The 13234-nt window shown below is 42.2% G+C and carries 14 protein-coding genes; 4 read left to right on the top strand and 10 right to left on the bottom strand.

Annotated elements, in window-relative coordinates; genetic code table 11:
- The first annotated feature begins 21 nt into the window (after positions 1-21).
- Together G457_RS21245 and G457_RS0108625 are read left to right on the top strand one after the other, a co-directional pair.
- Positions 22-1518, top strand: coding sequence for a pyridoxal phosphate-dependent decarboxylase family protein (locus G457_RS21245; RefSeq protein ID WP_051260765.1), 1497 nt, complete (start codon positions 22-24; stop codon positions 1516-1518).
- Positions 1519-1551: 33 nt separating this feature from the next.
- Positions 1552-1998, top strand: a complete 447-nt coding sequence (locus G457_RS0108625; RefSeq protein ID WP_026946123.1) for a hypothetical protein — start codon at positions 1552-1554, stop codon at positions 1996-1998.
- A 43-nt stretch (positions 1999-2041) separates the two neighbouring features.
- Here the strand turns inward: G457_RS0108625 and G457_RS0108620 are convergent, their stop codons facing one another.
- From G457_RS0108620 to G457_RS0108575, 10 genes are all read right to left on the bottom strand, one after another.
- A complete protein-coding gene (locus G457_RS0108620; protein ID WP_026946122.1) occupies positions 2042-4444 on the bottom strand; it encodes a TonB-dependent receptor in 2403 nt (800 codons plus the stop codon).
- A 75-nt stretch (positions 4445-4519) separates the two neighbouring features.
- The gene (locus G457_RS0108615; protein ID WP_026946121.1) at positions 4520-5236 is read right to left on the bottom strand and encodes a fatty acid desaturase; all 717 of its coding nucleotides are present in this window, start codon (positions 5234-5236) and stop codon (positions 4520-4522) included.
- Positions 5237-5289: 53 nt separating this feature from the next.
- Positions 5290-6135, bottom strand: a complete 846-nt coding sequence (locus G457_RS0108610; RefSeq protein ID WP_026946120.1) for a 4-hydroxy-3-methylbut-2-enyl diphosphate reductase — start codon at positions 6133-6135, stop codon at positions 5290-5292.
- Between the two features lie 121 nt (positions 6136-6256).
- Positions 6257-6964 (bottom strand): lycopene cyclase domain-containing protein, encoded by a 708-nt coding sequence (locus G457_RS0108605; RefSeq protein ID WP_026946119.1) that lies wholly within the window; start codon positions 6962-6964, stop codon positions 6257-6259.
- Positions 6964-7806: a phytoene/squalene synthase family protein gene (locus G457_RS0108600; RefSeq protein ID WP_026946118.1), complete on the bottom strand. Its 843-nt coding sequence runs from the start codon at positions 7804-7806 to the stop codon at positions 6964-6966. Before G457_RS0108600 ends, G457_RS0108605 begins: the two co-directional genes overlap by 1 nt.
- A gap of 21 nt (positions 7807-7827) precedes the next feature.
- Positions 7828-9312 (bottom strand): phytoene desaturase family protein, encoded by a 1485-nt coding sequence (locus G457_RS0108595; protein WP_026946117.1) that lies wholly within the window; start codon positions 9310-9312, stop codon positions 7828-7830.
- Positions 9313-9316: 4 nt separating this feature from the next.
- On the bottom strand, positions 9317-9829 hold the full coding sequence (locus G457_RS0108590) for an RNA polymerase sigma factor (RefSeq protein ID WP_024284165.1): 513 nt from the start codon (positions 9827-9829) through the stop codon (positions 9317-9319).
- 213 nt (positions 9830-10042) lie between these two features.
- Positions 10043-10939, bottom strand: coding sequence for a MerR family transcriptional regulator (locus G457_RS0108585; protein WP_026946116.1), 897 nt, complete (start codon positions 10937-10939; stop codon positions 10043-10045).
- Complete coding sequence (locus G457_RS0108580) at positions 10936-11382, bottom strand: sterol desaturase family protein (protein WP_026946115.1); 447 nt, start codon at positions 11380-11382, stop codon at positions 10936-10938. The genes G457_RS0108585 and G457_RS0108580 overlap by 4 nt, the downstream gene beginning before the upstream one ends.
- 99 nt (positions 11383-11481) lie before the next feature.
- Positions 11482-12144, bottom strand: coding sequence for a carotenoid biosynthesis protein (locus G457_RS0108575; protein ID WP_026946114.1), 663 nt, complete (start codon positions 12142-12144; stop codon positions 11482-11484).
- A 91-nt stretch (positions 12145-12235) separates the two neighbouring features.
- Between G457_RS0108575 and G457_RS0108570 the strand changes: the two genes are divergently transcribed.
- Together G457_RS0108570 and G457_RS0108565 are read left to right on the top strand one after the other, a co-directional pair.
- Positions 12236-12538 carry a DUF4286 family protein gene (locus G457_RS0108570; protein ID WP_024284161.1) on the top strand — a complete coding sequence of 101 codons (303 nt, stop codon included), beginning with the start codon at positions 12236-12238 and terminating at the stop codon, positions 12536-12538.
- A gap of 2 nt (positions 12539-12540) precedes the next feature.
- Positions 12541-13005, top strand: coding sequence for a TspO/MBR family protein (locus G457_RS0108565; protein ID WP_026946113.1), 465 nt, complete (start codon positions 12541-12543; stop codon positions 13003-13005).
- Positions 13006-13234: the final 229 nt, after the last annotated feature.

Genomic DNA, 13234 nt, shown 5'->3' with positions numbered 1-13234 from the left:
TTCCTTTAAGCCATTTGCTTCATGAAAAACGAAACTGATCAAAGCCTAGATCCACAGGATTGGGAATCTATGCGTCAATTGGGCCATCAGATGATCGATGACCTCATCGACTATTGGAAAGGCATCCGAGATGAAAAGATCTGGAAACCCATTCCCCAAGAGGTCAAGAAAGCGCTCGAGACTTCTATTCCCGAAAATGGCGAGGACCCAAAAAAGGTCTATGAGGATTTTAAGCAGAATGTTTTCCCCTATAACAAAGGGAACGTACATCCCCGATTTTTTGCCTGGATTCAGGGAACCGGTACACCCCTAGGTACATTTGCCGATTTGTTGGCTTCCGGGATGAACCCCAATACGACTATCGGAGAGCATTCGGCCATGTATGTAGATCGCCAAGTCGTGAATTGGTGCAAAGAGTTGATGGGCTTTCCAGTGGATGCCTCCGGAATTTTGGTCAGTGGAGGATCAATGGCCAATATCACCGCCTTGGCTGTAGCTCGCAATTCTCATGGTGAGGGAAATATCCGTGAAAAAGGTCTTGTTGGGAATGGAGAAAATCTAGTTCTTTATTGCTCCACCGAAACGCATTCCTGTATTCAAAAAGCAGCCGAGATTTTGGGCTTAGGAACTGATTCAGTCCGAAAAATTCCTGTGAATGCCAATTTTGAAATGAAGGCAGATCTACTGAAAGAGCAAATTCAAGCCGATTTGGCTGCAGGACTGAGTCCCTTCGCTATAGTGGGTACGGCCGGGACTGTCAATACTGGAGCGATTGATCCCTTGGATGAGTTACTGGAATTAGCTAAGAAGTACAATCTTTGGTTTCATGTGGATGGAGCATACGGTGCTTTGGCCAGGCTAGATCCGATATATGCAAGTCGGCTTGTGGCTTTGGAAGAGGCAGATTCGGTAGCATTCGATTTGCATAAGTGGCTTTATGTTCCTTATGAAGTGGGATGCACTTTAATTCGGGATGCCAAGAAGCATAGAGATGCGTTTGCTATGACTCCAAATTACCTACTACAGGAGATGCGGGGGCTTTCAGGTGGTCCCGATCCGATCAGTCATTATGGTTTTGAGCTTTCAAGAGGATTTAAAGCACTTAAAATCTGGATGTCTTTGAAGGAGCATGGCTGGAAAAAGTATGCCCAAATGATTGCTCAGAATAATCGGCAGGCTGAATACTTGGGCCGATTGGTTGATTCACATGCACAGCTGGAATTAATGGCGCCAGTTTCCATGAGTATCACCTGCTTTCGAATGGTTCAACAAGGAATGAGCGAGGAAGAAATTCGAGACTTAAATAGGGAGATTCTTGTCCGGATTCAGGAGGAAGGGATTGCCTCTCCGAGTTCTACTATTTTGAATGGAAAATATACGCTTCGAGTTGCCAATGTCAATCAACGTACAAGATTTGAAGACATGGATTTACTAGTAGATGAGGTCCTTCGAATCGGAAATGAAATTCTATCAAAAAAGGGAAAAGATCAAAATTGGTCTGATTTTCGATGTAATTAAAGTAACTTTTATCTAAACCTAAATTTTCAGCATATGAATTTCAAAAAACTCATGCTCGCAATGTTCTTCATAGGAACCTTTGCAATAGTAGAATCTCACGGTCAGGAATTGGGTCTCCGATTCGGAAATGTCAATGGAAATAATGTAGCATTGGATGCGGTCTTTTCCTTAGGAGACTTTAGTAGACTGCACGGTGACCTTAGCTTTGGAGGCGGTGGAGTCGGAATTGACCTGCTCTGGAATCCAATCTATCGTCCAATAGCAGATTCAGAGTTTAATTATTATTTGGGCTTTGGTCCTTCCTTATTTCTCGGCGATCCCTTTAGACTTGGAGCAGCAGGTGAAATCGGAGCTGAATATGCTTTTGCGGACGTTCCGCTAGTGATTGGATTGGATTGGAGGCCCTACTTTATTTTGGTAGAAAACACCAATTTTGACGCCGGTGGCTTTGGATTAAACGTACGTTGGCGACTGAAATAATTTAAATGAAGCCAGATCGGAATTTTACGATCTGGCTTTATTTTTAAAATTCAATGATCAAGCCAATGGTAGGAAGAATATTCCCTGCCGTATTTTCAATCAATTTCAATTGATATCGACTTGGGTCATTTGGATTGACGATCAAGTCTCCCGCATCATCTCGCTCCGGAACTAGCAGTGGAGCCTGTTGTGCCTCGAAGTTGTAGGCATTTTGAATATCAAAATACCAGTTAAGGTTCCAGTTTTTGAAATAATACTTTTTGTCTACCCGCAGATCGAGCTGATGGAAAGCCGGAAGACGCTCGCCGTTGATTTGAGTAAAGTCCAAAATTCCTTGATTCCGTAGATCCCAATTACTGATCAGTGCAGACTCTTCTACATCAAATGGTGTATAAGGCGTTCCTCCTAAAAATCTCCATCTCGCACCGATTTCCCAGTTTTTCTTAAATCGTTTTCCAGCGGTAAGACTTAGAATGATCCGATTGTCCCAAGAGGAAGGAATGAAACCCTCGGTATTTGGATTGGTAAATTCACTTCGTACCAAAGTCAAAGCCGCAATTCCATAAAAGTCATTAAATAAACGCTGCTGAGCCAAAAATTCAATTCCGTAAGCACGTCCATCTGAGTTAGATATCACTGCTTCATTACCAATTACACCAAAGTCAGCCCCCAAATTGGCGAGGGAAATTCCATTGAGTACAGAGGAAGGATAATTCGAATAGCGCTTGTAAAATGCCTCGGCAGTGAATCTTCGGTTTTTCTCAGGCTGTAATAATTCGATTCCTGCAATCAGTTGATTGTTGCGAATAAAACGAACATCATTTTGCTGATTGATCAATTCCCCTTCATTATTTCGGAATCCTAGGACTGTATATGGTGGGCGTTGGTAATAGATTCCTGCATTGGCAGTTGCAAATAAATTTGGTTTGAGCTGATAGGAAACAGAGATTCGTGGGCTTATTTGATTCAGTGGATTTTGGGCAGTCCGACCAAAATCGGAACCATCCATCCGAATTCCGCCTGTCAATAGCAGGCGCTCTCCGTCAAATGTCTTGCTTCCTGATACAAAGGCACCGTAGGAATTGAAATTATTAATGGAGCTGATGTCAATGACCTGACCCGTGCTGGAAAGTGTAGCCCGATCAAAGTTTTCGATTAGGTATCTCGAGTACTCATAATTTACACCGTATTTCAGCGTGTATCCAGTTCCAAAAATGGAGTTTTCCGCCCTGAATTTATTCTCTGACTCTTGAGAGAGGTAGTCAAAAATCAAATTGTCCTCTGAGCTTTCATCATTGTTGGCATATTTGAAAGAGCGGTTGTTTAGCATATTTCGGCTAAGTACAAAAGTCCAAAAACCATTCTCTCTAAAGCGCTTAAGCTTTAGTCCAGTTGTGTAATTCCACTGTTCTTGAATAGGCAATACTCCAAGGAGATACAATCGGTTTTCCCGTTCTTCTTCAGTTTCATCATCTGGGATATCCTGATTGAGCACAAAATTATCGATGGCTCCTACCCCCAAAAATGTCAACTCCGTCTTATCATTCAGTTTGGTTGTGGTTTTTACCTGAAAATCATTGAATGTCGGTAGAAAAGGCAGACCCAAAAGCCGAAATAACCCCTGCAAATAGGATCTTCTGGCAGAGAAAAGGTAGGTGGTTTTATCCCCTATGGGCCCTTCGTTGGAAAGAGTTAGCTCGGATGCTCCCACGGTCAATTGGGTAAACATCTCGTCTCTTCTTCCTTCCTTCAACTCAAATTCGAAGAAGGAGCTCAAAGAGTTCATTCGATTGGCTGGAAAACCTCCCGTGATGACATCTACATTTTTGATCAGGTTGACATTGAGAATTCCGACTGGCCCGCCGGAGGAACCTTGGGTAGCAAAGTGGTTGATAACAGGAACCTCTATTTCATCGATGAAAAACTTATTCTCGTTTGGCGCTCCTCCCCGGATCAAAATATCATTTCGGAAACTCGCTGTGCTGGCTACACCCGGCAAAGATTGAATAACTCGAGAGATGTCCCGGTTTCCTCCCGGATAGCGCTCAATCTCATTGGTATTAAGTCTTCTGACGGAAAGCGGAGTTTCTTCTGATCGGGTAAACTCTGAACTTACCACCACTTCACTCAACTCGGAAGCATCTTCCTGTAGTTCAAAATCCAGCTGTATGGCTTTGGCCTGACTGACCTGGATTTCATACTTGGTGACAGTTTTATAACCTACAAAGCTTGCACGGATGTTGTAAAGTCCCGGAGGTACATTTTGGATTTCGTAGTTTCCATCCACATCTGAAATGGCTCCTAATTCCGTTTCCAAGATGAGAACGTTGGCAAAAGCTACTGGCTCATTGTTTACAGGATTGAAAATTCTTCCTTTGACCACGCCTTGGGCTAGGATAGTGCCGGATAGAAAAATAAAAAGCAGTGAAAGTAGTTTTGTTTTCATAGTTGGTTTTATGACTACTATGAAAATCAATTTTATCAAAGATGGTTTCAGAAATCATTCAGATTTTGACAAAAATCATCGAAAATCAGCAGTTTGTTTTTCTTTTACCTGCCAAAGCCTCCACCAAGGCGTGCCCGGTGAGTCATGATGCTCGTAATGATATCCAAAAAAGTAACAGCTCAGGAAGGCCCAAAGATGGTTTTTGGACTGGGAATGTGAGTGATGCTCATTGGTACTTTCACCCCGATGTGGGAGATAGGTTCCAAAATAAAAAAGCTGTAAGGTGGAAAGAATCGCCGGCAACATCCAGAAAACAATCAGATTTTCGGTTGGGAGAAAAAGCTTCAGAATATTGAAAGTCACTGCCATCAGGAGTATTTGCCAAATAGTCACGTATTGCCGGATGAAGGATAAGTACCAAAGAAAGAAGTTGCCGGAAGCGTGGTAGTCCGGATCCTTGTCAGTGGCCACATAGCGATGATGCTCGTGATGCTTTGGGAAAAGCTTCCAATAGAAGTTGTAAGAGAATAAAAGGGCAGAAACCCAACCTGTCAAATGGTTCCAGCGCTTGTCAGAAGAGACGATCCCGTGCATGGCATCATGGGCTGTGATAAATAGTCCTGTGTAAAGATGTGTCTGTAGTAGGATTCCGAGGTAGGTCCAGGGGCTTGTCCAGCTTAACTCAAAATTCATCCAAAAGACCAAGCTAATAGCCCAAAGAATAATGATTGACCAAGCGATGATCAGTCCAAGGGGGTCTATTTTTCTGGAAATTGATTGAGTACTAGCCATGAATAAGGCTTGATTAGCAATTGAATTGGTAGAGTGAATCTACGCTAAAACGATCAATAGGTAAGAATTCGTTCCCGAACTTGCTCCATTAGCCACATGGGTGTGGAGGTAGCGCCGCAAATACCGACCGTATCATTGGTGTCAAACCAAGAAGGTTCGATTTGGTCTGGATTGGAGACAAAATACGTGTTTGGGTTTTTTTCCTTGCAGACATTGTACAAGACCTTGCCATTGGAAGACTTGGTTCCGCTTACAAAAACAATTTTGTTGTATTTGTCTGCAAATTCCCGGAGCTCCTTGTCTCTATTCGATACTTGACGACAAATAGTATCATTGGTGTTGACCGTGATACCGTTTTCCCGAAGGATTTGATTGATTTCGTAGAATTTATCTGTACTCTTGGTCGTCTGACTGTAGAGCGTCATATTTTTCGGAAGTGTGGCAATGTCAAGCTCAGAAATATCCTGAAATACCACCGCTTTGTTATTTGTCTGACCTAGTAGTCCAATTACCTCCGCATGCCCATGCTTTCCGTAGATATAAATGGTCTCATCCTTGTCAAAAGAGTTTTTGATACGGTTTTGCAACTTCAAAACTACGGGACAAGAAGCATCTATCAGGGTGAGGTTGTTTTGTATGGATAGTTCGTAAGTGGATGGCGGTTCTCCGTGTGCCCGAATCAGGACCTTTTCGTTGCGAAGATTTTTGAGTTCTTCATGATCAATGATTTTGAGGCCTTTTCTGGTCAGTCGATTGACTTCTTCATCATTGTGGACAATATCTCCGAGGCAGTATAGATAGCCCTGTTCGTCCAAAATCTCCTCTGCCATTTCAATAGCGTAGACGACTCCAAAACAAAAGCCTGAGTGTTGGTCGATTTCTACATGGAGATTTTTCATGTGTTTATGATTTTCTTTTATTGGCTACATAGCTGGTCCCGAATCTAATTCGGGAGAATCTCGCAAATTTATCATCCATATTGGTGTTTTTTGAACCTAACCTGCTCGATTTCATAAGCAATTAACTTGAGATCGGTTGAATTGTTTTTTGACTACGAATACCCTCAAAGAAGCTAATATTCATCAGCAATAGGGTCATCGAGTAAATACTGTCCTCGATGGGCACAGTCCAGATGCGAATTCCTAAGTTCTCTGCATTGTTGTAGATCACTACAGGCTCTTCAGTTACTCCCCCAGTCAAAATACCATTGCAAAGAAAAAAGGGAATTAAATGGACGAAGTAAGCAAATATAAATTTGCCTAAATACTTATCATTAAATATCAGAAAATGAATCAATAAGGCAAGGCCTCCTACAAGAAAGTTTACAGAGGTATACCACTTGTCCAAATGCAGAAGACCAAAACCAATCAGGAATGGTACCATAATGTAGACAAAGGGCTTGCCCAAATCCTGCAAAGGATCGGAAGGGAAAAAGTAAATAAGCACTTCATAAATGAAGATACAGGCAAAGGGAATTACCAGAAAGAATAGCCATTCTTCTACGGGTAAATTTATCAGATAAAGTCCAGAAATGTAGGTGGGATTAAATTCCCACACGCCCATATTGGTAAACCAGACATCCCAAATCAAAAAGAAGGCGGCAGTAATGAGCATCCCCGGTAGAATCATTCCCCATTTACTCGCATAGCGGATCCTGTGCTCAAAAGACTGAGCTAAGGGGTAGGAAATTGCAAATAGCAAAACACCGAAATACAGGTACTTTTCCATTAACTAATTCCAAGTTTGGTTCCGAAATAAGTTCCAACCAAGAGGGAAAGCTTTTGAGAATTTGGAATCCGAATACGGCGCTGGGTGATTACCTCAGGGGATAGGCCCTTTATTTTATCAAAAAGCTTTTGATAGTACAAATAGGCGACTTTTACCCCAAGTTTTGCACCATCCGGTAAGGCTTCAATCCCTACTAGTGCTTCATCAAAATCCTGTTGTATGTCCTTTTCAATTTCTGTTTTCACCAATTGATCGAAAAGCTGAAAATCTACCCCCGGAAAATACACCCGGCCTCGCTCTTCATAGTCACTTTTCAGATCTCGCAAGAAGTTTACTTTCTGAAATGCGGCTCCCAGCTTACAGGCGGGATCTTTGAGTCTATCGTAATAGGCGGTGTCCTCACCGCAAAAGACTTTCAGACACATCAGCCCGACTACTTCGGCCGAACCGTAGATATATTCTTTGTATTTGGAATCGTTGTATTTTTTGAAATCCAAGTCCATTTCCATACTGTGGAGAAAAGCCTCGATCAGATCCAAATCAATCTTATACTGATTGACGATGAGTTGAAATGCGTGTAGAACTGGATTAAGCGAGATTTTTTTTTCGATAGCCTCATAGGTGTCAGCTTTGAAGCGTTCTAGAAGACTTGCTTTATCCTGATCGTGAAAGGTATCTACGATTTCATCCGCATAGCGTACAAACCCATAAATAGCATAGATGGGCAAGTGGAATTTCTTGTCCAGTGTTTTGATCCCTAAAGTAAAGCTAGTACTGTATCGCTGAGTAATCAGTCTACTGCACTCAAGGGTAGTTTGGTCAAAAAGTTCTTTAGCATCCATCGCTATAATATACCCATTTATTTACAGATTGTTTTCTTTCATCACCTCATTTGCTACCACTCCTCCCGAAATGAGTGAAGGTGGTACCCCTGGTCCAGGGACGGTGAGTTGACCTGTGTAATACAAATTTCCGACTTTTTTGTTTTTCAAGGCTGGCTTCAAAATCGCCGTTTGGGTCAAGGTATTTGCAAGTCCATAAGCATTTCCCTTGAAGGCATGGTAGTCAGCCTTGAAGTCCGCATGTCCATAGGAGCGCTTGTAAATTACATGAGATCGAACTTCCTGACCTGTGATGGTTTCCAGCCTGTCCATGATGATATGGTAGTATTTCTCCCGCATCTCCTCACTATCCTCCAAATCTGGAGCCAAAGGAATCAATAGAAACATGTTTTCCTTTCCTTCGGGAGCCACTGTCGGGTCGGTAATGGAAGGAAGCGAAGCATAGAAAAGCGGTCGCTCGGGCCATCTTGGATTTTTGTAAATAGCATCTGCATGTGGTCCAAGCGGCTCATCAAAGAATAAATTATGATGGCGCAGATTGTCCAGCTTTTTATCAATTCCCAAATAAAAGAGCAAACTCGACGGAGCCATCACACGCTTATCCCAATATTCTTCGGAGTAGTTGCTATATTTTGGATTGACTAGGTGCTTGTCTACGTGATGATAGTCAGCACCTGCTACCACGATATCAGCCTCGATTTTTTCCCCGTTGACCAGGCGTATTCTTTTGGCTACCCCATTTTCAATTTCGATTTCTTCGACTTCCGCATCGTATCGGATGCTTACACCTTTTTCTTCGGCTAGACTGACCATTCCCTTAATGATTTCATGCATTCCTTTTTTGGGATACCAGGTTCCCAAAGCTATGTCTGCATAGTTCATGAGGGAATAAAGTGCAGGAATGTTTTCAGCCGTCTCGCCCAAAAACAATACAGGGAATTCCATCAGTCGGATGATTTCTTCAGACTTGAAGAATTTTCGTACGTGCTTAGCCATGGATTGGAAAATATCCATCCGTACCATATCTACGAGAAGCCCCGGAGAAGCAAATTCAAGGAGCGATCGGCTAGGTCTTTTGACCAAGTCATGAATGCCGACCTCATATTTGTATTTGGCTTGTGCCAAAAATTCATCGAGCTGCTTGCCTGCGCCAGGCTCGATTCCATCAAGCATTTTTTTGAATTCCTCTAAGTTGGCCGGGATATCCAAAACCTTGTCCTTACCATATATCACGGCATAGGAAGGGTCAAGCCTTTGTAAATCGTAGTAATCAGAAGGTTTTTTCCCAAACTTGGCAAAATAGTCCTCGAATACATCTGGCATCCAATACCAACTTGGCCCCATATCAAAAACAAACCCCTGATGTTCGAACTTACGTGCTCGCCCACCGGGGGTACTGTTCTTTTCTAAAAGGGTGACTCTACAACTTTTATTGACTGCTAAGTGGGTAGCTGCTGACAGTCCGGCAAATCCCGAACCGATAACCACCACATGCTTTTGGTTCATTTGATCAATTTTTGTGTCTATATACTACCAAATCCTCTTTTAGTAGCTTTCTGGCAATATGGATCCGATTTTTGACAGTTCCAATCGGAATTTGAAGCTTATCTGCGATTTCATGGTATTTGAAACCTCGGAAGTGCATCATGAATGGAGTCTTATACACATCGTCCAATTTCTGGATTGCATACTGGATATCGTCCATAGCGAAATTTCCGTAGGCTCCATTCTCAATTTGAGAATCACTGGAGTTGATATAATGTAGGTTGTCAGTGGTATCGACGAATGTTCCTCTTCTCACCATTCGCTGATAATTGGTGATAAAGGTGTTTTTCATAATGGTATATAACCAGGCCTTCAGGTTGGTTCCTTCCGTGAATTTATCCCGGTTGGTAAAAGCTTTGACCATTGTATCTTGCAGTAGATCATTAGCATCATCCATGTCCCGAGTCAACTTGAGCGCAAAAGGCTTCAAGGTACTGGACAATTTGTTTAGCGAGTAACTGAATTCTAGAGTCGTCATGGTTGTCGGTTTGTGTTTTTGTTTAATCAAATGTAGCAAGGATTAAACAGTATCCAAACATTTTGTCTAATTTTTTTAAAAATATATTAAACAAAATAAAATTCTGAAGACTATTCTTGGGCTATATGGCCAATAATGGGGATAAAAGGCAAAAAAATGGCAACCTGTGAAGATTGCCCTTGTTTAAGCTTTTTCAGAAAATGTTATACTTAATTATTTTTCCTGTGGAACGCGCTCTATTTCCTCAAGTCTTTCCTTAATATCCCGTATGTAATTTAGTTGCTCTACATTAGAAGGAAGTCTCAAATCTTGTCCGATGACCTGATATCCAGATACCAAAATCGTAGCTTCGCTGAACCTTTCGGATAAGTTGTCTAGGTATTCCTGAATCTGCTCTGCACTTGGAGAAGTCGTGACCACTGTCATCAAGTAGTCCGGCTGATGCATAGCATAGACGGAGTTTAAGTCTTCGTTCGGAGTATTTTGACCAAGGTAGATGACCTTATGCCCTTTGCTTTTGATCAGGTAGCAGGCAAATAGTAGCGAAATCTCATGAAGTTCGCCTGCCGGTAAATAAAGTAGAAACTTCTTGCCACCTCCATTTGTCACTTGACCGTCTATTGCTACGATGAGTTTTTGACGAACAAGGTTGGAGATAAAGTGCTCCTGCGCAGGATTGATTGCTCCCGTCTGCCATAGCACTCCGATCTTGGACATAAATGGATAGATAATATTGAGCATGGTCTGCTCAAAGCCCAATTTTAGGATGTTCGAAGAAAGAATCTTGTCGAATCGCTCTTCATCCATTTCGATCATACTGATCGTCAGGGCATGTATCTGATCATCGTGTGTAAGTGATCGCTCAGTCAGCTTCATCACCTCATCTCGGAGCTCTTGATGCTCCATGGACGCTATTTTACTAATTTTGAAGCCATTGTCATTAAGCAAGGCCACGTTAAGAATCAGCTTCAAATCCGCATCATCATAGTAGCGGATATTTGTATCGGTACGCTTGGGGCTCAGCAAATTGTATCGCTGTTCCCATATACGAAGCGTATGGGCTTTTATGCCGGATAGTTGTTCGAGATCTTTGATTGAATACGTGCTCACTTTTCTTCTTTTTTAAAGAACTCCTTGGGTACTATAAATAAACCAAATGATATGGCATCATCCTTTTTGTTGGTGCGATGATGAGCTTGATGTGCTCGAAAAATTCCCAGCAAAAAAGAATTTTTCGGACGTTCAAACCATTTCAATCGCCGATGAACCAATACATCGTGAAGGACAAAATAGAGAACGCCGTAGAGACTGATTCCCATTCCTATCCAAAATCGGTAATCAAGATTTTCCAATCCAAGCAAAATCAAAACCACCGCGATACTTCCGAACAGCAAGGAAAATAGATCATTGAGTTCGAAAAACGAGTTAGAAGGCTGATGATGGGTCTTGTGAATCATCCAGAGTGGGCCATGCATCAAATACTTGTGGATAAACCACCCAGACAGCTCCATGAGGAGGAAACCCAGTATAGTAAAACCTATTGCTTCTATCATAATGCTTTCAACTGACAGGTTTTTGCTTATAGTATAAGCTGATTTGAGACCAATGTGTTTTGAGAATCAGTGTTTTAATTTTATGATTTAAATCAGAATTCAGACTACAGTAAAATTCAAAACTGTGAAAAATACGATTAATGTCAATAATAAAAGGAGTGCAATCGGGTTGAATTTTTCAAAATTGGCCTTCCGGAATATCAAATGAACCACAAAAGACACCCCAAACCATCCTAAATAATTTTCTACCGGAATCACATCAAACTTCCAATACCAGAAATCCAAAGCAACGGCTACCGGCTCAATGATGTAATCCAACGCGGTCATTGCCAATGCCCCAAGAAAGGCCGCGTAATAGTCATTGGGAACCTTACGGAATACTGACCCCGTCAAGTAGGCGAGAATAAACCAATTGACCCCAATGATAATCGGGACATCCCAAAGCTTGGGCCCTAAAGTAGGTCCATAAACATAGTCTCCAAATAAATAGCCGGTATGAATCCCAATCAGCTCAGCGCCAAATCCAATCCAGAAGGCTGCTGCCGCAAAAATGGGAAAGGAATCATTCCACCCTCGGTGAAAAAGTAAAATGATCAATAAGCTACTCAATAGCTGTACCGGCGTGAGAGCCAAAAACCAATCTTGGTATTCCGGAAGTGATAATCCCAGGATTCCCACACCATGAAGCACCAAAATGACGATTCGGGCAATAGTCAATCGAAGGGTATAGCCGGAGCCTCGCTCAGGTACTACTTGATGCATAGCTAGCTGGGGAAAGGTTTTTAACTTGGGATTCGTAACTTTGAGTCTTCAAATTTGTTGGCAAAAAAACAAAAATTAAATCAAAAACAGGATGATATTATATAATGTGACCATTAATGTGTCCCCGGACATCGAAGAAGACTTCCTTCAGTGGATGCGTGAAACCCATATTCCGGAAGTGATGGCCACAGGAATATTTACCGAACACAAGTTCTGCCGACTGATCCATCAGTCAGATGACGGCAGTACCAATTATGCCATTCAATACTTTACCGAGAGCATGGCCAAAATGCAGGAATACGAATCCAAGCATGCAAATGCACTCCGTGCAAAAACTCAAGAGCGCTATAAAGATAAGGCCTTAGCCTTTCGCACTTTACTTGAGATCCTGTAAGCATGCCCAATTGGCTCAAACTAATCATCAGCCTAATCCTACCCCAAGTAGCTGGGGGTACAGGTGCTTATTTCACCATCACCTCCATCGAAAGCTGGTATCAGACGATCAATAAACCCAGCTTCAATCCTCCGGGTTGGCTTTTCGGCCCGGTCTGGACCACACTCTATCTTTTGATGGGAATCGCTTGCTACTTGATCTGGAAGAGTGATCATCCGCAGAAAAAGCCGCTACTCATTCTTTACTTCACGCAGCTCGGCCTCAATGCCCTTTGGTCGCCGGCTTTCTTTGGGATGGAGTCTCCGATTATGGGTTTGGTGGTGATTATTCCGCTTCTGGCTTTGATCGCTGTCTGTGTCAAAAAATTCAGGATCATTTCACATTGGGCTTCCTGGCTGATGATTCCCTATTTGGCTTGGGTAAGCTTTGCGACTGTTTTGAACTTTTCGATTTGGTGGTTGAATTGAGGGGAGAATAAGTTTAAGTGATAATCTTCAAAGCACGAGTAGACAGTTTCTCTTCAATTACCTAGCTGGACACTTCGACTTCGCTCAGCGCAAGTGCTGGAAGTAGGGAGAGAGGAGCTTCCGGACTTTGAATTTTAAATTTATTAATAGCCAATCACCTTTCCATCCTGCGGAAAAAACGAATTTAAAGATGCCATTTTCTTATTTAGATAGCATTAACATTTTTTCA

Origin of the sequence: Algoriphagus marincola DSM 16067 (assembly GCF_000429405.1) — a bacterium.
Classification (GTDB): Bacteria; Bacteroidota; Bacteroidia; order Cytophagales; family Cyclobacteriaceae; genus Algoriphagus; species Algoriphagus marincola.
This window is presented reverse-complemented; position numbering and strand designations above follow the sequence as displayed.

Excerpts from the sequence above, each read along its gene's own strand:
- G457_RS21245 (WP_051260765.1), top strand. The coding sequence starts at position 22 with ATGAAAAACGAAACTGATCAAAGCCTAGATCCACAGGATTGGGAATCT.
- G457_RS0108625 (WP_026946123.1), top strand. The coding sequence starts at position 1,552 with ATGAATTTCAAAAAACTCATGCTCGCAATGTTCTTCATAGGAACCTTT.
- G457_RS0108620 (WP_026946122.1), bottom strand. The coding sequence starts at position 4,444 with ATGAAAACAAAACTACTTTCACTGCTTTTTATTTTTCTATCCGGCACT.
- G457_RS0108615 (WP_026946121.1), bottom strand. The coding sequence starts at position 5,236 with ATGGCTAGTACTCAATCAATTTCCAGAAAAATAGACCCCCTTGGACTG.
- G457_RS0108610 (WP_026946120.1), bottom strand. The coding sequence starts at position 6,135 with ATGAAAAATCTCCATGTAGAAATCGACCAACACTCAGGCTTTTGTTTT.
- G457_RS0108605 (WP_026946119.1), bottom strand. The coding sequence starts at position 6,964 with ATGGAAAAGTACCTGTATTTCGGTGTTTTGCTATTTGCAATTTCCTAC.
- G457_RS0108600 (WP_026946118.1), bottom strand. The coding sequence starts at position 7,806 with ATGGATGCTAAAGAACTTTTTGACCAAACTACCCTTGAGTGCAGTAGA.
- G457_RS0108595 (WP_026946117.1), bottom strand. The coding sequence starts at position 9,312 with ATGAACCAAAAGCATGTGGTGGTTATCGGTTCGGGATTTGCCGGACTG.
- G457_RS0108590 (WP_024284165.1), bottom strand. The coding sequence starts at position 9,829 with ATGACGACTCTAGAATTCAGTTACTCGCTAAACAAATTGTCCAGTACC.
- G457_RS0108580 (WP_026946115.1), bottom strand. The coding sequence starts at position 11,382 with ATGATAGAAGCAATAGGTTTTACTATACTGGGTTTCCTCCTCATGGAG.
- G457_RS0108575 (WP_026946114.1), bottom strand. The coding sequence starts at position 12,144 with ATGCATCAAGTAGTACCTGAGCGAGGCTCCGGCTATACCCTTCGATTG.
- G457_RS0108570 (WP_024284161.1), top strand. The coding sequence starts at position 12,236 with ATGATATTATATAATGTGACCATTAATGTGTCCCCGGACATCGAAGAA.
- G457_RS0108565 (WP_026946113.1), top strand. The coding sequence starts at position 12,541 with ATGCCCAATTGGCTCAAACTAATCATCAGCCTAATCCTACCCCAAGTA.